This is a genomic window from Alteromonas sp. KUL42 (genome assembly GCF_006538325.1).
Lineage (GTDB): Bacteria > Pseudomonadota > Gammaproteobacteria > Enterobacterales > Alteromonadaceae > Alteromonas.
On the sequence record NZ_BJKK01000009.1, the window covers coordinates 45901 to 71114 of the forward strand.

Here is a 25214-nt window from a genome sequence, read left to right on the forward strand (position 1 = left end):
CACGCGCAAGCTATGCTGGCGCGTGATTGTCTAATCTAATACGTTTATTGTTTAAGCGTAAGCTTGATATTCTCGGGTGTGGCATGTTTGTCTCCACCATTATCCGCACCCGTAATCCACCAGTAAATCATACCGGCATCAGAGCTATCAAATTTGCCTGCTTGAAAGGGAACGATACCGTCCTGTTCAGCATATTCGAGCATTTCGTAGATAAGCGAGATACCATCATCTTTACTATCTTTGGCCCAATCCCAAGCATTAATCGGCGTTTGCAAGCCTACATTCTGATCGCCTATTTGGTGCTCTTCAACACCGAAGTCCAGTATTTGTTGCCATGTAAAATAGTCTCCGCTGTTATCATTTGCGGGGTGATGAGAAACTACTTTCACGTATTGTCGTTTGCTAACTTCTGATTCTTGAAGGGCATAGCCAATAACATCAGGTTCGCCAGCTTCAATAATCCATAAAGGTTCATCGGCGGTGGAATTATTGATTGCTAGCGTTAAGTCTTCAATTGCAGCTTGTTGTTCTGCTCTACAATTAAATAATTTTTCAACGTTTTCGAATGGACCAAAAACATTAAGTGCGCGGTTTATAGAACTGTCGAGCACTCGTTGACGTCTGCTCTCGTTTTCTGGATCTATTTGATACCTAGCTTTATTTCTGAAGGGGTCTAAATCGCAAGAGTGAGAAATATGAACAAGTCTGTCGGCAGCGCCGGCCTTATCAAGTAACGCCAATAAAACAGGAGTTGCGCCTATATCATCAGGGTCAGGTGAATTGCCGTCTATCACAACCGCAAGTGTGCCGCTAGGTAAATTGACGTGCTCAAGAGTCGAAGACTCGGAATGTTTATTGATAATAGAAGCTGAATTACAAGCAGAAAGTGCAAAACCAGCCACTACAAGGTTTATTAAAGATTTCACGAGGGCCCCTAACACGTATCTCTTCAAAACCTGAGGCAGGTATGTATCCGAAGAAAGTTCGTGATTGCAAATGATTGATATTTGTCAATGGTAATCAAAATGTGTCACTATGTAAATATTGTTAACGATCGCACCAATGTTACTTACTGAAAAGAGTAGTTGAAATTCTATGGACACATTAAAGCAAATGAACTTTAAAAAATTGGGTATTGCATCCGTACTACTTACGGTGCTTTCTGGTTGTCAGGTTGATGCTTCAAGCACGCTTTCTATGCAAGAGAGGCCAACAAAACAGGCAACTACCGGAAGCTTCGGTGATCAAGGTGACGGCACTTATATAAACCCCATTCTAAACGCCGACTACCCAGACTCAGATATTGAGCAAGTGGGCGACACGTATTACATGATCACGTCGAAGCAGCATATGTCGCCAGGTATGCCTATTCTTAAGTCAAAAGACATGGTGAACTGGGAAAACGTTGGTCACGCTTTTTCCAGTCTATCCTGGGCGCCGGAATACAACTGGGATCGAATGAATGGCTATTCTTTTGGAGTATGGGCTGGTGACTTAGCGTATCACGAGGGTAAGTGGTACGTGTATCAAATAGACTATCAACACGGATTAATGGTCACAACAGCTGACAATATTGAAGGCCCGTGGAGCGAGCCAATCATGATGCTTCCCAAAGCTGATGTGTTAGACGACCCAGCTGTATATTGGGACGAGGAAACACACGAAGCCTACATTATTGTTAACTCAGGTACTAAACAAAAAAGTGCAGATAACACCATTGAAGGTAATGAAAATCGAATTTACCGAATGAGCTGGGATGGCACTAAAATACTTGATGAGGGCAAGCTGGTATATACCGGAATGGGTGCTGAAGCTGCCAAAATTTATAAGAAAGACGGGTATTGGTACATATTCATGGCGCAGTGGACCATGGGAGACAAATCTACAAAGCCTGGTGTTAAAAATCCAAAGAATGATAGAAAGCAATTGGTTTTGCGGTCTAAAGAAAGTATCTATGGACCGTATGAGGTTAAAACCGTATTGGAGAAAGGTTCAGAATTTGGTAACCGTAGTGCAAGCCAAGGTGGGTTAATGCAAGCTCCTGACGGTAGTTGGTGGTATATGCATCAGCTTATTCAAAATGACGATATTCCATTTCAAGGTCGTCCACAATGTCTAGAGCCTGTTACTTGGATAAACGACTGGCCAATTATTGGTGTAGATGAAGACAATGATGGGATAGGTGAGCCTGTTAAACGTTTTGAAAAACCGATAAAAGGTTACCCTATCGCGGCGCCGCGTTCAGATGACGATTTTTCTGCTGGCGATTTAGGCCCACAGTGGGAGTGGAACCATAATCCACGAGACAGTCACTGGTCATTATCAGAACGAGATGGTTGGTTAAGGCTTAAGGCTAGTAAGGTTTTACCGCAAGGCGATAAGTACGGCCCTAAAATTAACGAATGGACTAATAATGATGGTTCAGATGGCGATTTCTGGCGCGCTAGTAATACCATTAGCCAACGTATAATGGGCATTACAACAGGCACGGCTGTAGCGAAGTTCGATATTAGCGGTATAGCGCCAAATCAATTAGCGGGTTTTGTTAGGTACGGCGGTACGTTTAACTTATTAGGCGTGGAAGGCCTAGAAGATGGCACAACTCGTTTGTTTTACATGGATGGAATGAGTAAAAAAGAAGTTGGCCCAATAATCGAAAGCGACACGCTATATGTCAGAACTTCTAATGCGAGGAACAAAGCAACGTACGAATACAGCTTAGATGGCAAAAGCTATCGGGCTTTCGGCCCAACTTTCACTATTAGCTTCGGTAAATGGACGGGTGACAGATTAGGCTTCTTTTCTTGGAACCAGAAGAAGGATGACGGTTACATCGACGTAGACTGGTTCAAATATGACTACGATGGTCCTAAGGGTACTCAACAGATGATGTTTTAGCCTAAACCTTTGGTGATAAAGAAAGGCTGTAGCGTAGTGCTACGGCCTTTTTTAATGAGAGAAAGTATGTAACCTGAATTAGCTCTCATTATTAGATGGCGTGAACCAGAAAAAAACATTGTAACCGCGCTCGCGGTTACTGCTAGCCATTATAAGGCGTGAAGTTTAATTTAACCGCGAACGCATATAAACACTTGTTATTTGTCTCATCTTTTATAAAATAACCGCGGACGCATATATTTGAGGGTGTTGTGTGAAATTTTCAGTTAAAGATGTCAAACAATTGGGTAAAGCCGCGCAATTAGTCAGGAAGACGCAAGGTCTTGATCAGATGTCTGTTGCCTCTTTGTCTTCCAATGGCACAACGTTCCTTAGTGAATTTGAGAATGGCAAGCCGACGGTTGAATTAGGTCGAGTGTTGCGAGTTTTGGATTCATTGGGGATCGCGGTCACCATTGATGTACCAATTGAACAAGAGTCACTTTCAGATGCACAACGAAAACGGATGTCACAAATCATAAACGGCATTGATTTATGAACCGAGCTCTTGATGTATATGCGGATGATACGTTCGTTGGCAAATTGACTGACGAGAATAATATTTGGGGGTTTGAGTACGCCCCAGCTTGGTTAGCAAGCGAGAATCGCCACCCGCTGTCTCCTCATATTCCTTTACGAGAAGGGAAGCACATCGACGGTGCTACCTATCGACCGGTGCAGTGGTTTTTTGACAACCTGTTACCCGAAGAGAAAGCGCGTGATTTGCTGGCAAAAAACGTGAGAGTGCCAATAGACGATGCTTTTGGATTACTCAAAGTTGCCGGTGCTGAATCTGCTGGTGCCATAACCTTGTTGCCAGAGGGCGAGCCGCTTACAAGAGGTGAAGTACATTCACTTACTTACGAAGAAGTGAATGAGCGGATAAAAAATTTGCCAAAAGCGCCTTTGAACCGCGCCGAGCGTAAAAGAATGTCCGTAGCAGGGGCGCAGCACAAGATGCTGGTTATCTATCGCGACGGTGAAATTTTGGAGCCTTCGGGATTTTTTCCGTCGACTCACATTCTTAAACCTGAACATTCTTCGCCAGATGTTTATTACCACACCGTTAGGAATGAATGGTTTGTAATGAAGTTGGCAAAGCTTTGTGGTTTAGACGTCCCTTCGGTAGATATTCGCTATTTGCCAGAACCGGTATACCTTATAGAGCGGTTTGATCGCGTAGGCTTGTACCCTGATCAACATCGTTGCCATGTCTTAGATGGTTGTCAGTTACTGAATCTTGCACCAAATATGAAATACCTCAACAGTACAGCAGAGAATCTAAACCAACTGGCGCAGCTCTCCAGAATGAAAGCCAAAACAACGCTGGATATCTTTCGTTGGGCTCTATTTAATGCGTTAGTAGGTAATGGCGACGCTCATCTGAAAAACCTCTCATTCTTCATCAAAGGCTCTGATGTAGTTATGACCCCACATTATGATTTATTGTCGACGGCGATATATGAGCTGCCGCATAAACACATGGATCATGAATTATCCCAGCCTATGGGAAAAGCACAATTCTTGGGAGAATTGTCAGAAGCAAACATTATGGAATTTGCTGAGGAGTTACACGTCCCCGCTTCTTTGGCGGCGGTTCAGGTAAGAAAAATGACAAAAGCTATCGAGCAAAATGCTTGTCGTTTAATAAATCTTGTTAAAAATGAAGAACAGCATTCTGGCAAAGCTGGAGAGGAGCGTATGGTTAATGAAATATTTCATAACTGCATCAAAGAAACGATCGCTAACCTCAAGCTTTAGCGCGGGTTCTGCGTTGTGTAGAGTGACGTGTTCAAATCTAGGCTTAGTTCTGTTGAGAAATAATTTAGATGCGTCACTCATTAAACTGTGAAGATAAATGCGAAGTAGATTTTAGTGATTCAGCAGAATGTAGTCTGCTTAAGAAAAGGAACGAACTTCATAGTGTAGGCTTTAAACTTCCGAGTTGTGCCATTAGCAGCCGTTCGAATATTTGTAATTAAACGACAGAAAAGTACGTATTGCAGACACTTGCAGTATGATAAATCAATTGGTTTAGTGTGCGATTAACGGAAGTTCAGCACTTGTCTAATAATGATAGAATAATGCTAATTGTTTTAGAGAATCCGCTTATGAAAACCATTGGAACGCTGGCTAAAGAACTAGACATTAGCGTAGAAACAATCCGATTTTATGAACGTAAAGGACTTATCGTACAGCCACTAAAACCTGATAGTGGTTATCGCATGTATGACGACACCCATGTGAGTCAACTTAAATTCATATTAAAAGCTAAAGCCTTGGGCTTTACACTTGATGAAGTCGCTTCGCTCATGACGATGAGTGGAAACTGCGCTGATGTCGAATCGATGGGATTACAAAAACTTAAGTTGATTCGAGAGAAAATTGCTATTTTGCAGCGGCTAGAACATGTGATTCAAGATATGACAAATTCTTGTAAAGCCAACCATGACCCTAATTCCTGCCCAATAATCAATTCGCTCAATTAACTATTGACTCCGTACCTATGTACGGAGTTTAGACTACCTCAAAAGTAGAGGTAATTATGATGAATAAAATTCTAGATAAAGTAGGCTCTGGTGGCGTTTGGCTAGCCGCACTTAGCTGCACAGCATGTTTCCCCGCACTTGGTTCACTAGCATCAGCTTTAGGGCTTGGTTTTCTATCACATTTTGAAGGAATAGCGGTGAATACTTTATTACCATTGTTTGCTGCGCTCGCTTTATTGGTCAACTCGTACAACTGGTATCAACATAAGCATGTGGTAAGGGGCATATTAAGTGTAATTGGCCCAATTGCAGTATTGCTGACTCTTTATCCACTGTGGCAATACGACTGGAGCACTTACTTATTTTACTTTGGGATCACATGGATGGTATTTATGTCAGTATTGGATGTCGTTAAGCCAGTTAAGGAACCCGTATGCGAGGTATAGAATTGGAATCTAAGATTACTTGTCCCGAGTGCGGCTTTAGTAAGGTCGAGACCATGCCAACAAACGCTTGCCAGTGGTATTACGAATGTGAGGGATGCAAAGCGCTACTCAAGCCTTTAATAGGTGATTGTTGCGTTTATTGCTCTTTTGGGACTGTTAAGTGCCCACCTATTCAAGAAGGAAGTAGTTGCTGCAATAAATCTTAACGTCTGCTAATGGCACAAATAGTAAGTCCGATATCAACCTTCTGAAGGTCTGCAATTTGTCTGGAGCGGACTGGCGAGTCAGAGTATCCAAGGTCCGCTTTACGCTCTCAGCGGAAGTCCAAATTAAAAATCTAGATGCGTTTTGTGCTGTCTTAAGTTGTACTTCGCACAGCAAATTTTGCTGTTAAGACTCAAGGGGCTTGATTGCTGCCAATTAGCTGAAAGCACGAATTTAACTAATCTTTCCAACGATACATTGTCAACCGTTTTTTTGAGGTAGCCCATCGAGTTGACTTTTCTGCAATTAGTTTTCTTTGTTGAATTAATCGTTCAACAATTTTGACGCTGAGGGGAGGTAGTGCTACCACTAATTTTTCATTTCCACGATCGGTTCCTACGAGTAGCCATCGACCATTGACGTCTAATCCAGGTGCATATACTCCTGCAGCCAACTTATCTTCAAACTGCCAAGTTGAGTCTAATAAATGCTCGTCTGAAGACATAATGTGGCTGGCTAATAACCCTTCTTCAATTACCGAAAGTAGCGATGATTCGTCATTCAAATTTTTATTTGCTCTAATATGGTCGAGAATACTTAAAGCCGCTCGTTTATATCTCGTAAGTAACACCGAGCGCTTTTTTCCTGATTCGTTAATATTTCTATTTTGAATTAACTTATCAGACTCTTCTTTCAACCGCTGAGCTTCTTCTTTGGTGTTTGCAATAACTTCAAAAATGTTATCGAACTCCAAGTTTGCTTGTATTTCAGTGTTTTCTACTAGGCCTTCGAAAGCTTGCTCGTCGTGACCACAATCTACTAAACCAAACTCACGTCCAACAGGTCCACCAAGAGCTTCATTGAGTCGTCGCTTCTCGCACCAAGCGATGGCCATTCTATCCATGATATTTGCCGGAATATCAACAGATAATTGAGAAAAACCTTCATCGCCGGTATGCCCTTGGGTTACATTGAACGAAACAGGGAAGTCGATAATCAGTTCTACTGGGTTTGTATTGTCGCTTGGATTTGAGAGACTGTCTTCACTAGGAAACTCTTGGTGTAAGCTATGGTCCTCGTCACTAAAAATCCAGTCAATTTTAGTCATAATAAAGTCTCTTGTGTTTTCTCACATGCAAGGTTTGCTGCCACTTAGTAATTAGTTATCAATTAATAAGCCTCAGCGTTTAAACATTTCTAAAACGAGCGAAATCATAGTTGTCGTTTTTCTCTTTCTTTAAGTTCATTTAGAATTTAGTCAGTCAATATATTTGTTCGAGCTAGTATCAAATTTGCACTGCGGCTATCAACCGTCCTCTTTATTTAAGTATTATCCTTTATTGAAGCAATTTAAAAAAGACATCAAAATGATTCGTGCTAAGAGCTATGTGGAAGTAGTAAGTGTTTTTACTTTTCAATGTCTTAAGTTGAAATAAAAGCGAGATGTTTCTTATTTCAAAAGTAAGTGAAATTTATCGGAAAGGGTTCTTCAGCAATAAAACCGCGCTGAGCGTAACTATCTACTGATAATCTTCTTATCTTTGATGGTAATCAGCGCAGATTTTTAGCTTGTTGTTAACAAGATGATAGAACTTTAATTTAACATTGAGCAGTTCGTAAAATGGCCGTGATTATCAGATTCACGCGTCGACTAGATTGACTACATAACGACCAACCACTTTGCCATTGAAGAATCTATCTAGATATTCTGGCGTATCATGTAGTGATATTTCTTGATAGTAGCTTTCTAGGTTAGGCAGTTTCATGTCTGTCGCCACGCGCTTCCAAATATGTTGCTTGTCTTCAAGCGGTATGTAAACCGAATCGACACCCAATAAAGAAACACCCCTTGTGATAAAAGGAATAACGTTCATTGCTATGTCAGGTGAAGCAGCGAGTCCGACAGAAGTGACTCCGCCACCAGGTTTAACTTGCTTAAGCAATCCTGTTAAGTAATCTCCACCTAGGGTATCAATAGCGTGAGCCCACTTAGGCTTGCCGGCAATAGCGTCCTTTACTTCTAAAATAACTTCTCTGTGCAAAACTTCGCTAGCACCCAGTGACTTAAGCTTCTCAGATTGTTCAGGCTTTCCTGAAAAGGCTATAACGTCATAGCCAAGATGAGAGAGTAGGGCAATACTGATACTGCCAACACCTCCAGTAGCGCCAGTCACACCCACCGGGCCGTCACTGGGCTTCGCTCCCATTTTCTCTAATTTTTGTATGCAAAGCGCGGCCGTTAATCCTCCAGTGCCATAAACCATCGCTTCTTTCAGAGACAATGAACTGGGGCGCTTAACTGCCCAATCGGCTGGTATTGATATTTTTTGACCAAGCCCACCAGGAGTGTTCATGCCTAAGTCATAACCAAACACAAGGACTTCGTCACCAGCGCTAAAGGTACCTGACTTATCGCTAACTACTATTCCTGCTGCATCGATTCCGGGCGTATGAGGAAAGTTCTGACTTATTCGCTTATTGCCACTTGCTGACATAGCGTCTTTATAATTTAAAGACGAGTAATGCACGTCTATCAACAAGTCATTATCTGGAAGTTGACTCACTTCTCGCTCAACTACTTTTTTACTAAAGCTATTATCGTTATGCTCTTCAACAAGCAGGGCTTTGAACGTGGTTGAATTGTTACTCATAACTTTTCTCCATAAATACTAACGCGCAAATTAAAATGATAGTTGCATCACTCATGGTTGAACGGCGATGAGACGACCAACTCCTTGTCGATGGTATTCTAAAGTCGCCAGACTAATGGAGGTACAACCATGAGTTATAAGCAGTTGCTGATGGGCAAAGATACCAGATAGAGACCTACTTGCGCGAGAGTTTCAGTTACCGAGAAATGGGAAATTGCCTGAAAAAGAGTCATAGTACTTTGCGTCGCGAATTCAGGCGTAACAGAACTAGAGGTAGTCACTATATACCCGAAGTCGATCAGGCCAATCTTCATTCCTCATTGAGATGAGGGTTCAATGAAAAGTAAAGGTTGGAAGCGTCAGTACATACGAAAAGGCACCGATTGACGAACAGTGATAGATAAGCCGATTAGTGACGTTAAAAGATATTAAATATAAGACCGATAAGTTACTTCGGTTTAAAGCAGCCTATTGCAGTGTTTCATAATCCAAATCAAGCAAGAATATAAACTCTGCTATTGTGGGCACGCCTGCTCTTCCTGTTCTAATAGAGTAGCTTCGCTTGAGTCTCTCACCCAATCAAATGCGTTCGTTAAAAATTGTCGATAAACGGTTTCATCAAAACTTTTATGCATATGGCCAATAGCAGAATAAACCGCTCGGAAATTTGGTGTGCAAAGAGCCCACGCAATTGGGTGTTTATCTGGCGTCGACCCCATCCGCAAATTTTCAGGCCAATCGGGGACTACATTGTTTAGCGGCTCATAGGTCGTTTCGTCAGTTCCTATCAATACTTGTAGCCCGGGCATATCTGGGATTTTATAGAAACTATACCATTCATCTTCGTGCTCCCATGTTTTCGGCACATTTATCATAATAGGATGATTTGAATTCAAGTTCACCAGTGTCGCTTTCTGAATCTGTGGCCCCATTGTATGACCAATAAATCTAGCGCCAATTAAATTGCTTTGATACCAGTTCCAGTCTCCCATTGAGTAATCTCCAGAACCATGTAGCCCAATCCATGATCCACCATTCAGCATCCAATGCTCGAACATACTTCTTTGCTCTTCATTCAACACTCCGCCTGAGACATTGTTAAAGATCACTACCTCGAATCGGCTGAGGTCTTCTTTGTTGAAAATACCGGGATGTTCAGTTGTATAGATACCGTAACCTCGTGCGCTAGCTAATTCTGTAAAAAACAAATCAGCACCAGAAATACCCTCATTATGTCTCCAGCCATGGGTGCCGGAAAAAACCAGTATAGCGGGTGTTCGCATATATTCTGTTATTGGCGGCCGGTACCGTTCAAAATGCGCTATTCCTATGTGGTGTTTCGCACAGCCGAAAATAATGGGCAGAATAAGTAGTACCAATACTAGATGCTTTTTCAAGGGCATTGTTAGAGCCTTAATTAACTAGAGTTTAATTACTCACAGTACGTACACGTTTCAGGTATATCGAACTAACGCGAAAGATGCTTTGCTAAGCATCTTTCGCCAGAAAGCCCCTAAACTATTTAAGTTCTATAGTATCTTGCACTACATTGTCCTTACGTTTCAGTCCTTGTCCACCGCCTACAAGCACCTTTAGTGTACCCAAGTAGGGTTGTCGGACACCGCTTTGATCGACATAGGTAAGTTGGTCGCTTGTTAGAGTAAATTGTACTTTTTCTTGTCGACCACTTTTAATCGTCACTCGTTTAAAGGCAACCAATTCGCGTTGTGGCACCTCGTTCGGTGCATCAGGCATGGATAGATAGACCTGCACCACTTCATCTGCCGTTATTTCGCCGAGATTTTCTATTGTTGCACTAATCGCTAGTCCGTTTTTATTTCGAGATAGCGATAATGAATCGTAGCGAAAGTCGGTATAGCTCAAGCCATAACCAAAAGGATAAAGCGGTGTACCCTTGTAGTATTTATATGTACGGTTTTCCATACTGTAGTCTTTAAAGTCGGGTAGATCGTCCACCGACGAATAAAACGTAACAGGTAAGCGGCCAGAAGGGCTAACCTTTCCGTACAGAATATTCAATAACGCTGGCCCAGTTTGTTCACCTGGGTAAAAACCTTGGATAATAGCGTTAAGGTTTTTATCGTGCCAATTCAAGGCCATGGCGCTGCCGCTCATATTGACTAATACTATTGGTTTTCCTAATTTATGAAGTGCTTTTAGAAGCTTTGTTTGAGTTTTTGGAAGAGAAATATGCGTTCTATCACCATGTGAAAAGCCATCAATTTGCAGTGCCATTTCCTCGCCTTCCAATTGCGCGCTAATACCACCCACAAATACTATAACATCTGACTCTCTCGCAATTTTGATTGCTTCAGCGGCTAAGTCCACGTCTGTGTTTACCCATTCAAAGCGAATATCAGGAGCGATAACGTTACTGTGCCAGTACTTTTGAATTACAGACTCAGCGCGAAATGAATAGGTTTTTCCTGCTTCCAAATGCATGGTGTCAGCAACAGGAATATCATCTAAATAAGCATCGATGTTACTTAGATTGAATGCATAGTTACCGGTCTTCTGAGGTTTGAATAAACCGTGCCAACGAATAGCGAATTCTTGATTAGGTTGACGATGCATAGGAATACCTGTTTTAGGCAAATTTATGTTTGGCTCTATTTGCCGATGAGCAGGCTGTAAATTAAAATGGCTTGCCGAGAAATACTCAGCAACCAGCCCAGGAAGTCTTTCACCTTGGGCATTGGTATGACTAAATACCGATGCTTGAACGGCCTTGAAATGGGCGTAAATATTTTCCGTTAAGCTACTGCCCGGTGCATAGCTGAATTTATTCTTTGGAAGAAATGCACTTAGCGCTTGTTTTGGCGTTGATGGTGCTACAGGGGTACCGTGATAATTCCCTACAAGGATAGAATTATTGTTAGCGTTTGGACCGATAAGTGCAATTTTGCTTGAAGACTTTAAGGGCAATATTCCATCGTTTTTAAGTAACACCATAGAAGACTCTGCGGCATGACGGGCAAGGTCAATATGTGCATCCGAGCCGATTACTGACTCTGATATTTGGGTATATGGATGTGTGTTGTTTTCATCAAACATTCCCAGCTTCATCCGTGCTGTAAGCAAACGAGTAAGTGCGCGGTCGATGTCCTGTTCTTCTACTAACCCTTGAGCTAATGCTTCCTTCAAATAGCTAAATGTGTTGCCGTGATGATCCCCGCAATTCAGGTCAGTGCCCGCTTTTAATGCGTTAGCCGCAGCTTCTGCTGGGCTCGTTACTACATGATGAGAGTTTTCATCATAAAAGTCAGCTATAGCGCCACAATCAGAGACTACATAACCAGAAAAGCCAAAGCTACCTCGTAATAGGTCTTTCAGGAGAGGATCACTGCCGCATGCAGGTAATCCATTTACCCTATTATAAGCACACATAACAGATGAAACATCGGTAGCTGAGATGGTATCCTTAAAGGCTCTAAGATAAGTTTCTGAAAGATCTTTTTCTGATGCTATGTAGTCATCACTATGCCTAGATACCTCGGGCCCACTATGAACTGCATAGTGCTTAATTGTCGCAACAGATTTTAGATAGGTAGGGTCATTTCCTTCAAGCCCCTTTACGAAGCTAGTAGCCATTGTGGAGGTTAAAAACGGGTCCTCGCCGTAGGTTTCTTGACCGCGTCCCCACCTTGGGTCGCGAAAAATGTTTATGTTAGGTGACCAGTAGGTCAGTCCGCCGTACATAGAAGTCGTGCTATTGCGAAGGAAGGCATGGTGTTTCGCTCTCCCTTCATCGGAAATTGCGGTGGCAACGTCTAACATCAAGTCTTGGTCAAATGTCGCCGCTAATCCAATAGCCTGAGGGAATACAGTGGCTTTTCCCGCTCTGGCCACCCCATGTAATGCTTCATTCCACCAATAATATTCAGGTATAGAAAGTCGGGGTATGGGCGCTGACTTATCAAACAGCTGGCTTATTTTCTCTTCTACAGTTAATCGGTTTATCAAATCGTCTACTCGTTCTTCTAATGGCAACTGTAGATCTTTAAATGGCATTGTTTTGGCTTGCGTTAGAGGAGTTAGCACTATGCATGCTGAAAGCAAGCAACCCACTGGCAATTTATTCATCATATTTTTCATTGTAATCACATAAGCTCTTTTTCCTTTGGAGTTAGCATACTAAGAAACAGTAATGCAAAAATCGTCAATACTTGTGAAAACGAAGAAACTTGAACGTTTTAATTATGTAAATTCATATTATGTTTTATGTAAACATTAAATTTGTATTGTTTATAAAGAACCGAGTATAGGCCATGCATAGAAAACATTATGGGATAAATTTTTAATGATAGATTAATGTAATAAATATGTTTACTTAATGGTTTTTGATAATTCTTAACGTTCAAGTTCAAGAATTTCGAAAAGTTGAACGTTATATATTTCTCTTTTATTTCAATTTCTTAAGTTATTGTTTTGAGGTTTATAGTAATTTTTCGTTCAAGTTTGCACGTAACTTCCATATTGGTCGAAATGTTATTTTAATGTTGCTAGATTGTGAGGTGTAAAGCGGTAGTAGGTTAGCTTGTTGACGTGTTGATAGTAGGGAAAAGGTGGTACACGGATTACAAGCGACTACACGACAACGAAAAGGCTAGCATCATATTAAACCACGTAGAAATGGGAGCAATATGCTCGGTATATAGGCACCAATTTTTATATTTAATAGATGCTCGTACGGGCCATTTAATGCATAAAAACAAGAGATTTCGTATGACAACTGGAAAGCACACATTACTTAAACACAACAAACGATTCAGATATTCGTTACTTGCCTCTGCCGTATTAGGACTAACGGCCGGACAAGTAAATGCGCAGGACGTTAAGACGAATAACGAAGAAGAAGAGGTGGAAATAATTGACGTACGCGGGACGCGAGCCGATCTCTTCAACGCTCAAAACATCAAGCGTTTCAGTGAAACTGTAGTCGATGCACTTGATGCCTCTGACATAGGTGGCTTCCCAGATCGGTCTGTACTTGAAGCGATATCTCGTTTACCAGGCATAACCATGGGGCGTTTTGCGGCACCAAATGACCCAGATCACTTCGGTACAGAAGGTAGCGGTGTTGTTATTCGTGGTTTAACACACGTGCGAAGCGAATTTAATGGCCGTGACAGTTTCACAGCAGATTCTGGTCGGGGATTAAGTTTCCAAGATGTTCCGCCGGAACTGATGGGATCAGTCCAAGTATTTAAAAATAGTACTGCCGACATGATAGAAGGTGGTATCGCAGGTACGGTAAATCTCATTACAAGAAAGCCTTTTGACACTGACGGTCAAATGTTTGCTTTTTCTGCTGACGCTACATACGCGGATTTTATCGAAGAGACCACACCGACGTTTTCAGCGCTTTACAGTAACGTATTTGAAAACGACAGCGGTAAGTGGGGCTTACTTGTTAACGCATCTCACTCCGAACTTAAGGCGCAGTCTGACGGTGCGATGGTAGGACAATACTGGCCACAGGCTGACAACGACAATCTAATCCCTGAGGGCGCCAGACTTACACGTAAAAAAGACGACCGAACTCGTCAAGGCTTTGCAGCGGTTGTCCAGTGGCAAAATCCAGACCGCACCATCTTGGCTACAGGGGAGTATATTCGTAGTGATTCCCAATTGGCATGGACTGAAAACGCGGTAGAAATGGATGATACTGATGCGCAAGATGGTTTGATTCCGATTGACGGTACCGAATTTGAGTTTGACTCGAATGGCTACTTTGAGCAAGGTGTTATGACCTCAGACGAGGGGTGGCGTGGAAACGAGGGTGAGCGCACACCGGGTGGTATATTTGGTATGAACCATTCACTCCAGTCTCGTTTTCGCGATAACGAATCAACAGTAGAAGATATGAGTCTTAACGTAAAATATACGCCTAATGACTCATGGGCCTTAAATTTTGATGTTCAGTATGTAGAAGGGACGAACGACGTCATTGACTTTACTGTAATGGGAGCAACCGATGCAGTTATCGGTTTGGATGTCTCGGGTAGTGGTAAGCCCTCAATTGACTTCTATGCGCCCACATTCAACGGTCAACCCGATTTTGATAGAAATAATAATCACTTTACTGACCCGAGTCGCTCGTTCTTTCGAAGTGCGATGGACCACATTGCGGCTAACGAAGGTGAAGAAGTAGCAACGCGCTTTGATACAAAATATACCTTTGATGACGGTGCTCTGACATCTGTGCAGTTCGGGGCTCGTTACGCTAAACGCGAGCAAACCACTCGGCAGTCAACTTACAATTGGGGTGTACTATCTGAAGCATGGACGGGTGATGTCGCTTGGTATGACTCCGCTGCTGGATTACAAGTACCCCACGAAAAAGTTAGCTTTGATAACTTTGCCCGTGGCGGCGTTCTTGACATAGATGGTGGCAACGCCTTCCTGTTCCCCGCTATGTCACTAGCTCAAAATTATAGAAGTGCAGGTGCAGCGTTGGCACCAGTCTCCAGCGGTTGGGCACCGCTCTCTGCGCGAAATACAGATGGTTCTGACTTTATCGACAATGAAGTAAACCAGACCGACGAAGTAAATACTGCCGTCTATATTAAGGCCAATTTCGAAGGTATGTGGGGGGATATGGACTACTCAGGGAATTTTGGCGTGCGTTATGTTAATATCGAAAACGATACGGCTGGCTTCATAGTATTCCCAGATAACGTGCCTGATGATCCCAACGACCCTAATGAACAAGAAAACTATTTACCTGATGACCAAAAGGCATTCGGTAACGCTGCTTCAACATCATTAGTATCTTCGAGCGATTACAATACGATACTGCCTAGTTTCAACTTCAAGCTTAATATTACCGATGAAGTATTAATGAGGTTCGGTGTTGCGGAAACTATCGCCTTACCTCAACTTGGTCTCCTGAGAAACTATGTCGCAATACAAGAGCAAGACCGCATTAATGTTGTCGGCGATGACAATAATGGTGATGGTCAACCTGATTTGGTTTCGTCTACTATAGGGCGTTACACAGCTAACTCGGGTAACCCTTTCTTAAAGCCAATGGAAGCGGTGAACTATGATCTCACACTAGAGTGGTATTTTGCGCCTGTTGGCTCTTTGACTTTCTCTTATTTCTATAAAGATTTGGAAAATTACTTTATTAGCGGCACAAGAACCGAACTGTATACGAATAATGGGGCCACTCAAGAAGTTGAAGTTGCCTCGGCACTAAACGGAGAGGAAGGCTCTGTTCAAGGCTTCGAACTCGCTTATCAACAATTTTTTGATATGTTGCCAGCACCTTTTGATGGCATCGGTGTTCAAGCTAACTACACCTTTGTTGAAGAAGAAGGCTCGCCAAATGCTGGCTTGGCACCAGATAATCCGAATACCACAGCGAACGCAAACTTTGCCTTCGAAGGGCTTCCATTAGAAGGGCTTTCGGAAGACAACTATAATCTTGTGCTTATGTATGAGAAATACGGTTGGAATGCTCGTATGGCGTATAACTGGCGTTCTGCATACCTGTTAACTACACAAGACGTAATTACTCAGTTGCCTATTTTCAACGAAGCCATTGGTTTTCTGGATGCCTCCGTGTTTTATGATGTAACTGAAAATATTAAGCTTGGTGTTCAAGGTACTAACCTGACCGATGAAGTCACTAGAACATCAATGCAAGTAGACCAAGATGGCAACCGGAAACTAAGGGGAGCGTTTGTTAACGACCGACGCTTCAGTTTAGTTGTACGCGGTGTTTTCTAACGCGTGATATTACTCAATGTAGCGGTGCTTACTCTTAGTAGGTACCGCTGATGTAATTTGCGTACTTTCTACGATATTAATTATAAAAACCAAAGAAGAGATAATGCGTGTTTAAAGCGCCCACCCATCAAATAAAGAGTATTGTTGTCCTAGGTGGTGGTACCGCAGGTTGGATGACGGCTGCAGCTTTGTCTAAACTACTCAATCCCAATGTGTTTTCAATTACACTCATAGAATCTGACGCTATCGGTACCGTTGGTGTTGGTGAGGCAACTCTACCTCATTTAAGATTTTTTAATCAGCGATTAGGCATTGATGAAAGCGAGTTTATAAAGGCAACCAACGCCACCATAAAAGCTGGGATTGAGTTTTCAAATTGGGGGAATAGTGGAGACACCTATATTCATCCTTTTGGCGATTACGGTAAACCATTAAAAAGTGTTGAGTTTCACCATTATTTCTATGCCCTTAAAAAATACAATGATCAATTGAACCTCGATGATTATTCTTTGCCTGTAGTGGCATGCAAAAGTGGAAAATTTAATTTTCCGACATCCGATCCTAGTTTACTCACATCAAGCTACTCTTATGCTTATCACATTGATGCAGGTTTATACGCGCAGTACTTAAGGGGTTTTGCGGAGCAAAAAGGTGTTACGCGCATTGAAGGTAAGGTAAATAGTGTTTCACTTCGAAAAAGTGATGGCTCAATTTCTGGCCTTAAACTGAATAATGGCGAACTTATTAATGGCGATTTCTTTGTCGATTGCTCGGGTTTTAGAGGACGTTTAATAGAGCAAAGTTTAAAGGCGGGTTATGAAGATTGGTCGCATTGGTTACCTTGTGACCGTGCTATTGCCGTGCAAAGTGAACATAACGGAAGACCCCTACCTTATACTAAAGCTATTGCCCGAGAAGCAGGTTGGCAGTGGCAAATTCCGTTAAAGCATAGAATGGGGAATGGTTATGTTTACGCTAGCCAGTACGTTAATGAAGAACGTGCACTACAAACGATTTTGGCAAATTTACCCGGCAAACCAACATCAGAACCTAACTATTTGAAATTTACCACAGGTAAGCGCAAATTAAGTTGGTTAAAAAATTGCGTAGCAATCGGGCTTTCAAGTGGATTTTTAGAACCGCTTGAATCAACAAGCATTTACCTTATTCAGGCGGCTATCATGAAGTTGGTGGAGCTACTACCACAACGAGAAAACATGGCTGCTAAAAGTGCCGAATACAATCGATATTTTAGTAATGAAATGGATAAAATTCGTGACTTTCTTATTCTTCATTACCACGCAACGTTCCGCGAAGACACGCCATTTTGGAATTTCTGTAAACATATGAAAATACCGCTAAGTCTTGAAGAAAAGATGGAGTTGTATAAAGAGATAGGTGTAATTGAAGATTATCAATACGGACTATTTTTAACTCCATCTTGGTTAGCAGTCTATAACGGCCAAGGTGTTATTCCCTCTTTTAGTGATATACGTGTAAACGAAATCACACTAGCTCAGGCTAATAAATATATGGCGACGCTTTACGCTGATATTAAACAGGCGGTAGCTGGAATGCCAACACATGAGCAAATCGTTGCACGGTTACATGAAGAGACTATTTGTAACGAACCGTCACAACTCAATCAAGCAGTTCGTTTTAGCCTGTATGGTCAAAGATAATTTAGGCACAAATATGACAAATACTGCTGCTATTAAAAAAGTTAAGGTGATCAGTTGTGAACACAGCGCACTCGCGGGATGGTACACGACTGCAATGGCAGCGTACGCGTTTAAAGATACAGGGATAGCCGTATCACATATTACCAGTGATAAAGAACCACTGTTTAGTCACGGCAGTTTGACGTTGCAAGCTGATGTGCTATTGGCATTGCAGGAGATTGGCATAACCGAATCTGCACTAGTTAACCACGCTCGCGCGATGCCTTTTTTAGCAAACAAGTACATAGGTTGGCAGCGAAAAAACCATGTTGCACTTGCAGGGCTCGCAAAATCTGGAGTGCCATTAAGGGGCGTGAGTTTTGTACACTACCTAGCGAGGCTTAGGAACGAAACCAATGATTTGACTTGGCAGGCAGAACTATTTTCCTTGAACACTATGTGTGCGTCTTTAGGTACGTTTGCACGACCAAATGCTGATCCTCGGTCAATTCTTTCTAGCTTAGAATACGGTTTACGAGTTGACGCAAAGTTACTTTGTAAATTACTGATACAAGTAGTATTTGAACTCGGAGATGTTTCGGCACTACAAACCAACAGTCGTGACTGTCAAGAGCAATCTTTTGACAGAGAAACCATTACGTTAGATTGTCGAACCAGTAGAGGTCCTTCCCACAAAATGCCTTTAGACACATTGCTAATAGAAACACCGTGTCCTAACGAAGATATTCCCCGAGTAGATAAACTTTCAAATGAATATGAATGCACTGACGATGGCTATATTGAACATCAGTATGTGAATGGCTGCCGATATTCTAGGAAATTCATTGCCCGTCACTTCATTAAAGATAATAAGAGGCTATGTGAGCCGTTTAGTGAATGTAACGAAATATCTCTATCGCCTAATTCCAGTGACTTTTGGCAGCATTCCTTTAACACGGTCTATTTGTTCGAAACAGGCGCACATCAATTGCTAGATAATGGCGGTTTAGGGTACAGAGCTCAACAGCTAAATACACTTTGGCCTTTGATACGTGGTGCTAACTTGTCAGCTACAGCGGCTAATTTTTTTAATCGGCTATCGGCGGAACGTTATCGGTACTGGCGTGATTTATCATTACTTCCTGTTTTTTTATGTGACAGAGAAGATACTGCATTTTGGCAGTTTAAAGCCAATCAGATTGAAGCCGAAGACCTAGAACATGTCATTGGCTTCTATCAGCGTACCGGAGTGTTCCCCCAACTAGAACATTATCCCGCCGATATAGGATTAATTGAGAATACGTTATTAGCGTTTGATAAATACCCCAAAGCATCTGACCCTTTATGCTTTTCAATAGAAATAGGGGAGCTTGAGCTTCAGCTTACCAAGCTCAAGCAACAGATAAAGCAAGCAGCAATACAGTTGCCTCAGTTTCAGTGATACAAACCAAGAGAATTCAGTATGCAAGCAGTAAATAAAGTCGTCATCTTAGGTGGAGGGAGTGCAGGTTGGATGACCGCTGCAGCACTAGCCACGGTCTTAAAAAATAATTACGCTGAAATCGTACTCATTGAGTCACAAAATATCGGTACCGTATCGGTTGGCGAAGCAACTATTCCTCAAATAGCGCTGTTTAACAGCATTTTGGGGATCGATGAAAACGAATTTGTGCGCGAGACTCAAGCGACATTTAAATTAGGCATTGAGTTTGCGAACTGGAAACAAAAAGGCCACACCTATATGCACCCTTTCGGTAACTTTGGTGCTGATATGGATGCTATACAATTTCATCACTATTGGCTAAAGATGTTTCAAAAGGGCCAGGCTGAGGACCTTGACGCTTATTCTCTTGCAGCGGTTGCAGCTAAACAAGGCAGATTTATGCGCCCGCAAAACCGAGGCAATTCACCACTATCAAAAATTGCTTATGCGTTTCACTTTGACGCAACCTTGTATGCAAAATACCTAAGAAAAATCGCCGTAAGTCGTGGCGTAACGCGTATTGAAGCTAAAATGGAAGATGTATGTATAAGAGACACAGATGGTTTTATTGACAGTCTAGTGTTAGACAACGGACAAGTTATCAACGGTGATTTATTCATAGATTGCTCGGGCTTTAACGGGCTGCTTATCGACAAAACTTTGAAGTCGGGCTTTGAAGATTGGTCGCATTGGTTGCCTTGCGACAGCGCTATAGCTATGCCTTGTTCGGCTAAGCATGATGTTTATCCCTACACCGTTAGTACGGCGCAAGAGGCAGGTTGGACTTGGCGTATCCCACTGCAGCATCGTATTGGCAACGGTTATGTTTTTCCAAGTCAGTTTGTAGATACTCAAAAAGCAATTGACGTATTAACTCAACAAATGGAAAACGCCCCGCTTAACGAGCCTAATATTCTTCGTTGGAAAACCGGTATGCGCAAAGAGTTTTGGGTGAAAAACTGTATTGCAATAGGGCTTTCTGCCGGGTTTATTGAGCCCTTAGAATCTACTGGCTTGCACCTTATTCAAGCGGGAATAGCCAAATTGTTAGGCATGTTCCCGTATCAGGGGTGCGAGCAAGTAGAAATAGATGCTTACAATGAGCAAACCCGCTTAGAAATGGAGCGTATTCGAGACTTTATCATTTTGCATTATGCAGTAACTGAACGAGAAGATACCGAGTTTTGGCGATACTGCAAAAACATGCCCGTTCCCGATTACCTGCGACAGAAGATCGATCTCTACAAAGCTAATGGGCGAATCTATCGACATGGTACAGAATTATTTAATGAAACTTCTTGGTTAGCGGTAATGAACGGGCAGGGAATTATGCCGAAAGGCTACCATCCTCTCGTTGATACCTTGTCTGAAGCCGAAATTTACTCTAGGTTAGTGCATATAAAGCAAGTAATCGATAACTCGGTAAATGTAATGCCGACTCAAGCAGCGTTTATTGATAGGTACTGCAAAGCAATATCATAGAGAACCGCATCACACTTTATTCGTGTTATTTAGACTAGTGCTATGATAACTGGGTTTCAATACGCACATTTTACGTTTTCACTCTCACGAGGATAAACGTAATTTATTCCCAGAAGTTCTTACGATATTGCGTAGGCGTTGTGCCTACAAGCTTTTTAAAAAACGTGTTGAAAGTAGCTTTGCTGTTAAAACCGGCTGCATCCATAATATCCATCATTGTAGCCTTTCGATTTGATTCGGCCTCAAGCAAAAGTTTACTTTCCTCAATACGATAATGGTTAATAAACTCAAAAAAGTTTTTGTTGAAATGATGATTGATGATGTGCGACAAAATTCTCGGCGAAATGTCGAGCTGTTTAGCCAAATTCTCTAGCGTGAGAAGGTGGTTCAAATAAGGTTTATTTAAATGCATGTAGTGAGTAATTTTTTCTACTTGCTGGGGGGCAATTTTTGGCTTCTCCTTGGCTGTAGTAGGAGTCGCTTGGCGTTCTATTCCGCGAAATATAGTTGAATAACCTGCACTGAAGAATATCAATCCGGACACAATTAGAATTACTACGTAATTTGATAACAAACCCAAAAACTCGTGGTCGATATAAAAGCCAATTTCGTAGGCTGAAATGATAGCGAGTGCGGTGAAGACACCAATAACGCGAACCCCTAAAAAACCTAACACAAGTATTTTTAACCAGGTCAAGTCGACACTGTCAGTTTCAGCGACTTGTTGCTTTAGCTGTTTTTGATACTTACTGAGTTCCATTAAACAAAGCACGCCGCACGCAACGCGAAATATTTCTCTGAAAAGGTGAATGGCTCGCTCATAGAAAGGGCTATTCGCAATAGTGTCACCCTGTAAGGCGGCAATTTTTGTTACTTCTTCTTCAAGCCACCAGTTATTTGCAAAGTATATGGTGTATAACATAAATGGAACGAGTAGAAGCATGTCGTAGCGTCTAAATTGATAATCCTTATAAATAAGACTGCGAATATAAAAGAGTAGTAAAGGCGCTTCTACCCAATATGCCAAACCGAATGAGTAAAAAAGATTCGGAGAAAATTGCAGCGCGGTCTCGCGAAACATTTCTCCAAAATTGATCAAATTATCTAGTGGGATTGCCGCTTGCGACAATAAAAAAGCAGCGAGAAGTAGATGAGTTTTACGCTTGCCTCGCTTAAGTGTCACCAAAAATAGAGCAAATAAGAGACATTGGTAAACGGTAAAAAGAAGAGCTAAATCGTGCATGTTAAATAAAACGGCTTTCATATTAGTAACCTAGAACTCTCCATTCTTTATGTTTATAACCGTTTCATTTCGGTGAAGCAATAGGAATAGTTAAAATGTTATAAGGAAATAGAGTTTTAACTTAATATGTCGATACTGAATTCACAAAATGCGTTCAAATATCAGTAAATAGCGCAAGTTTTAACGAATGGTACCTATAAATAGACGACTTTCTGCTGTTTACTGATGAAGATATAACAAATTTTACGAAGTTCGAGTTATCTATGCATCTCCACATTTTTAAAGATAGGGCTCTATGCTGCCGACCTTATTATCATATGCTTATAGCTTCGATATGTTGCGTGCTCGTTATTGGGTGTAGTGAAGATAATAGTCGAAAAAAGTATACCGAAGATCAAGTTCATAAGCCTGTACAGATTAAAATGAGTCAGGTTGGGTATTTGCCAAATAGCAGCAAACTCGCCATAGTCTCATCTCCAGTTGCTACACATTTTGAAATTAAGCGCAAGATTGACCATGCGGTTCGATATGAAGGCATGTTGGAGAAAGCTAAAAAATGGCCGCTGAGCCATGAATCAAATCTGTTTCATGCAAATTTTGGTGACTTTACCGAACAGGATGAATTTTATTTGGAAATAGAGGGCATTCCAAGTATGTCATTTACGATCGGAAATAGTGTTTATGTCGAACCTCATCGAGCCGCAATAAAATCGTTTTATTTCAACCGTTCAGGTACTTCTTTAGCTCCTGCACATGCTGGGAAGTGGGCTCGGCCAGTTGGGCATTTAGATGAAGAGGTTTCTGTACATAGCTCTGCCACAACAACATCTTTGGATTCTTACGCGGTTCTCGCTTCAAAAAAAGGATGGTACGACGCCGGAGATTATGGCAAGTATACGGTCAATTCCGCAATTGCTACCTATACATTACTTGCAGCATACGAACATAATCCACAGTACTACGATAAGCTAATCACCAATATACCTGAGACTAAAAACGACTTGCCCGACCTGCTCGATGAGGTGCGCTGGAATTTAGATTGGTTAGCTACCATGCAACGATATGATGGAGCCGCTTTTCATAAGCTCACCACTTTAGAATGGCCGGGGAAGGTGATGCCACATGAAGATGTTGAGCAGCGTTTTGTTATTGGTGTTTCAACGTCGGCTTCACTTGATTTAGCCGCAACACTCGCCGTTGCTAGTCGTGTTTACCAAGAGCATGAACCTGAACTCGCCAAGCAGTGGTTAGTGCAAGCTGAAAAAGCGTGGGAATGGGCACAGCAAAATCCAGATACACCTTACATACAGCCTAATGACGTTAAAAGCGGTGAATACGGTGACAGTACTTTCGATGATGAATTTTTCTGGGCAACAGCAGAGCTTTATATCGCAACAGAGAATCCTCGCTATCTAGACTACCTCTCTAACAGTCATATCGAGTTTACGGTACCAGGGTGGGCTGATGTTGAAACACTTGGGCTCATTTCACTACTTACGCATGGAAAGGATTTGTTACCTAGCTTGTTATACGAAAAGTGGAAACAGGCTCTACTCTCCCTTGCTGATGCTATATCGAATCAAATAACGACATCGCCCTATCGCATACCGATGGAAGAGGCAGATTTTGTATGGGGCAGTAACAGTGTTCTATTGAATAAAGCAATGGTTTTACTCACCGCTCGTCGATTTACTAATAATAACAAAGGTTATCTTGATATAGTGCATCAAAGCATTGCTTATATATTTGGAACGAACCCTACTGGTTTTAGCTTTGTAACCGGTATCGGAAATAGAACTCCAATGTCGCCACACCATCGGATTTCCGAAAGTGATAGTGTTGAAGCGCCTATCCCTGGGATGTTAGTAGGCGGGCCTCATTCTGGACATCAAGATAAATGCTCTTACCCATATCCAATGCCCGCGGATTCCTATATTGATAACTGGTGCAGCTTTTCAACCAATGAAGTTGCCATTAACTGGAATGCGCCTTTGGTATACGTACTTGGCGAACTCAATGCGCTGCTGGATAAGCGTAAGTGACAAAAAAGAACGTAAGTACGTACCTTATTTTCAACTGAATGTGTAGCTGCGGATTGACGAGGTTTTCTCTCGGTCTTTTTTTATCCAAAACTGTTCTCGCGCTAAAGTTTTTTGATCGTTATGTCTCTAAAGCGCACTATGTTACTTTTGTCCCGATCTTCTCTATATGCTTTGCTGCCGTGATGTTGAAATGCAATTACACCTTTGCTGTCTTTTGTATCTTTGACATGGGTCGTCAGTAGGCCATTAATAAAGATTTTGATATCAGAACCTTTACAGACTATTTTTATCTTGTTCCACGTTAAGTGATTATAAGCTTCACCTTGCTCTTTGGTCCATTCACCTAAGTAGTTGGTAACAAAGTCTTCATCGGGGTGAGAACGGGTAGAGTGTTGTGGGTAAAGCCATTTCCTGCGGCCCTGATCGTAAAGCCCGCCTGTCCATTTTCTATCACTGGGGTCTATATCTACTTGATAGCCGATAATTTGTGTACCTTTATCGGTTTCGATAATTTGACCTCGGAAAATTATGCCTGAATTACTGTACTCTGACGTATCGGGCATCATTACTTCTGCTTCAAGTACAAAGTCTTCATAAATTTTTCTAGTTGAAAAGAACCAATTTTTTTCAGCTATAAGCTGCAGTTCTCCATCAACAAAATATGCTTCGCCGTCATTGTAAACATTATCGAAGTTAGAGAGTGTCTCGTCTAATAAAGGCTGCGTAGAGGTGCACCCATTTAACATCAAAAGCGCAGCAACTAGACTAAAAAATGTAGAGCATCTCATGATTAAATCTCCAGTTAGCACAAGTTATAA

At 41.9% G+C, this 25214-nt stretch carries 19 protein-coding genes; 12 read left to right on the plus strand and 7 right to left on the minus strand.

Annotated elements, in window-relative coordinates; all coding sequences use genetic code 11:
* Nucleotides 1-44 precede the first annotated feature (44 nt).
* The gene (locus EYR97_RS13170; protein WP_131094870.1) at nucleotides 45-926 is read right to left on the minus strand and encodes a hypothetical protein; all 882 of its coding nucleotides are present in this window, start codon (nucleotides 924-926) and stop codon (nucleotides 45-47) included.
* Nucleotides 927-1095: 169 nt separating this feature from the next.
* Here EYR97_RS13170 and EYR97_RS13175 point away from each other — a divergent pair, with 169 nt between their 5' ends.
* The 6 genes from EYR97_RS13175 to EYR97_RS22410 all read left to right on the plus strand — a co-directional run bounded on the left by EYR97_RS13175 (nucleotide 1096) and on the right by EYR97_RS22410 (nucleotide 6078).
* On the plus strand, nucleotides 1096-2898 hold the full coding sequence (locus tag EYR97_RS13175; RefSeq protein ID WP_131094871.1) for a glycoside hydrolase 43 family protein: 1803 nt from the start codon (nucleotides 1096-1098) through the stop codon (nucleotides 2896-2898).
* 253 nt (nucleotides 2899-3151) lie between these two features.
* Nucleotides 3152-3436 (plus strand): helix-turn-helix transcriptional regulator, encoded by a 285-nt coding sequence (locus tag EYR97_RS13180; protein WP_131094872.1) that lies wholly within the window; start codon nucleotides 3152-3154, stop codon nucleotides 3434-3436.
* Nucleotides 3433-4698 (plus strand): HipA domain-containing protein, encoded by a 1266-nt coding sequence (locus EYR97_RS13185; RefSeq protein WP_131094873.1) that lies wholly within the window; start codon nucleotides 3433-3435, stop codon nucleotides 4696-4698. Before EYR97_RS13180 ends, EYR97_RS13185 begins: the two co-directional genes overlap by 4 nt.
* Nucleotides 4699-5000: 302 nt before the next feature.
* The gene (locus tag EYR97_RS13190; protein WP_230962184.1) at nucleotides 5001-5426 is read left to right on the plus strand and encodes a MerR family transcriptional regulator; all 426 of its coding nucleotides are present in this window, start codon (nucleotides 5001-5003) and stop codon (nucleotides 5424-5426) included.
* A 56-nt stretch (nucleotides 5427-5482) separates the two neighbouring features.
* Nucleotides 5483-5872, plus strand: coding sequence for an organomercurial transporter MerC (gene merC / locus EYR97_RS13195; RefSeq protein WP_044556817.1), 390 nt, complete (start codon nucleotides 5483-5485; stop codon nucleotides 5870-5872).
* On the plus strand, nucleotides 5860-6078 hold the full coding sequence (locus EYR97_RS22410) for a GDCCVxC domain-containing (seleno)protein (RefSeq protein WP_080590288.1): 219 nt from the start codon (nucleotides 5860-5862) through the stop codon (nucleotides 6076-6078). The genes merC and EYR97_RS22410 overlap by 13 nt, the downstream gene beginning before the upstream one ends.
* A gap of 236 nt (nucleotides 6079-6314) precedes the next feature.
* Here the strand turns inward: EYR97_RS22410 and EYR97_RS13205 are convergent, their stop codons facing one another.
* Both EYR97_RS13205 and EYR97_RS13210 read right to left on the minus strand, forming a co-directional pair.
* Entirely contained in the window at nucleotides 6315-7184 is an 870-nt protein-coding gene (locus EYR97_RS13205) for a hypothetical protein (protein WP_131094874.1), read from the minus strand.
* Nucleotides 7185-7716: 532 nt separating this feature from the next.
* Nucleotides 7717-8727, minus strand: coding sequence for a YhdH/YhfP family quinone oxidoreductase (locus tag EYR97_RS13210; RefSeq protein WP_131094875.1), 1011 nt, complete (start codon nucleotides 8725-8727; stop codon nucleotides 7717-7719).
* A gap of 179 nt (nucleotides 8728-8906) precedes the next feature.
* Between EYR97_RS13210 and EYR97_RS13215 the strand changes: the two genes are divergently transcribed.
* Nucleotides 8907-9056: a hypothetical protein gene (locus EYR97_RS13215; protein ID WP_165478078.1), complete on the plus strand. Its 150-nt coding sequence runs from the start codon at nucleotides 8907-8909 to the stop codon at nucleotides 9054-9056.
* Nucleotides 9057-9242: 186 nt separating this feature from the next.
* Here EYR97_RS13215 and EYR97_RS13220 read toward each other — a convergent pair whose 3' ends face one another.
* The gene (locus EYR97_RS13220) at nucleotides 9243-10130 is read right to left on the minus strand and encodes a ThuA domain-containing protein (RefSeq protein WP_131094876.1); all 888 of its coding nucleotides are present in this window, start codon (nucleotides 10128-10130) and stop codon (nucleotides 9243-9245) included.
* 115 nt (nucleotides 10131-10245) lie between these two features.
* A complete protein-coding gene (locus tag EYR97_RS13225; protein WP_242635090.1) occupies nucleotides 10246-12843 on the minus strand; it encodes a glycoside hydrolase family 3 C-terminal domain-containing protein in 2598 nt (865 codons plus the stop codon).
* Nucleotides 12844-13473: 630 nt separating this feature from the next.
* Between EYR97_RS13225 and EYR97_RS13230 the strand changes: the two genes are divergently transcribed.
* The 4 genes from EYR97_RS13230 (at nucleotide 13474) to EYR97_RS13245 (ending at nucleotide 21111) form a co-directional block, all read left to right on the plus strand.
* Nucleotides 13474-16485: a TonB-dependent receptor gene (locus EYR97_RS13230; protein ID WP_131094877.1), complete on the plus strand. Its 3012-nt coding sequence runs from the start codon at nucleotides 13474-13476 to the stop codon at nucleotides 16483-16485.
* Nucleotides 16486-16592: 107 nt separating this feature from the next.
* Nucleotides 16593-18167: a tryptophan halogenase family protein gene (locus EYR97_RS13235; protein WP_207308069.1), complete on the plus strand. Its 1575-nt coding sequence runs from the start codon at nucleotides 16593-16595 to the stop codon at nucleotides 18165-18167.
* A 13-nt stretch (nucleotides 18168-18180) separates the two neighbouring features.
* Complete coding sequence (locus EYR97_RS13240) at nucleotides 18181-19587, plus strand: tryptophan 7-halogenase (protein WP_165478079.1); 1407 nt, start codon at nucleotides 18181-18183, stop codon at nucleotides 19585-19587.
* 21 nt (nucleotides 19588-19608) lie between these two features.
* A complete protein-coding gene (locus tag EYR97_RS13245; protein WP_131094879.1) occupies nucleotides 19609-21111 on the plus strand; it encodes a tryptophan halogenase family protein in 1503 nt (500 codons plus the stop codon).
* A gap of 103 nt (nucleotides 21112-21214) precedes the next feature.
* Here the strand turns inward: EYR97_RS13245 and EYR97_RS13250 are convergent, their stop codons facing one another.
* On the minus strand, nucleotides 21215-22375 hold the full coding sequence (locus EYR97_RS13250) for an AraC family transcriptional regulator (RefSeq protein WP_131094880.1): 1161 nt from the start codon (nucleotides 22373-22375) through the stop codon (nucleotides 21215-21217).
* A 401-nt stretch (nucleotides 22376-22776) separates the two neighbouring features.
* On the opposite strand from EYR97_RS13250, the gene EYR97_RS13255 reads away from it, so the two are divergent.
* Nucleotides 22777-24396 (plus strand): glycoside hydrolase family 9 protein, encoded by a 1620-nt coding sequence (locus EYR97_RS13255; RefSeq protein WP_165478080.1) that lies wholly within the window; start codon nucleotides 22777-22779, stop codon nucleotides 24394-24396.
* Between the two features lie 101 nt (nucleotides 24397-24497).
* Here EYR97_RS13255 and EYR97_RS13260 read toward each other — a convergent pair whose 3' ends face one another.
* Nucleotides 24498-25184 carry a DUF1080 domain-containing protein gene (locus tag EYR97_RS13260; RefSeq protein ID WP_131094882.1) on the minus strand — a complete coding sequence of 229 codons (687 nt, stop codon included), beginning with the start codon at nucleotides 25182-25184 and terminating at the stop codon, nucleotides 24498-24500.
* Nucleotides 25185-25214 lie beyond the last annotated feature (30 nt).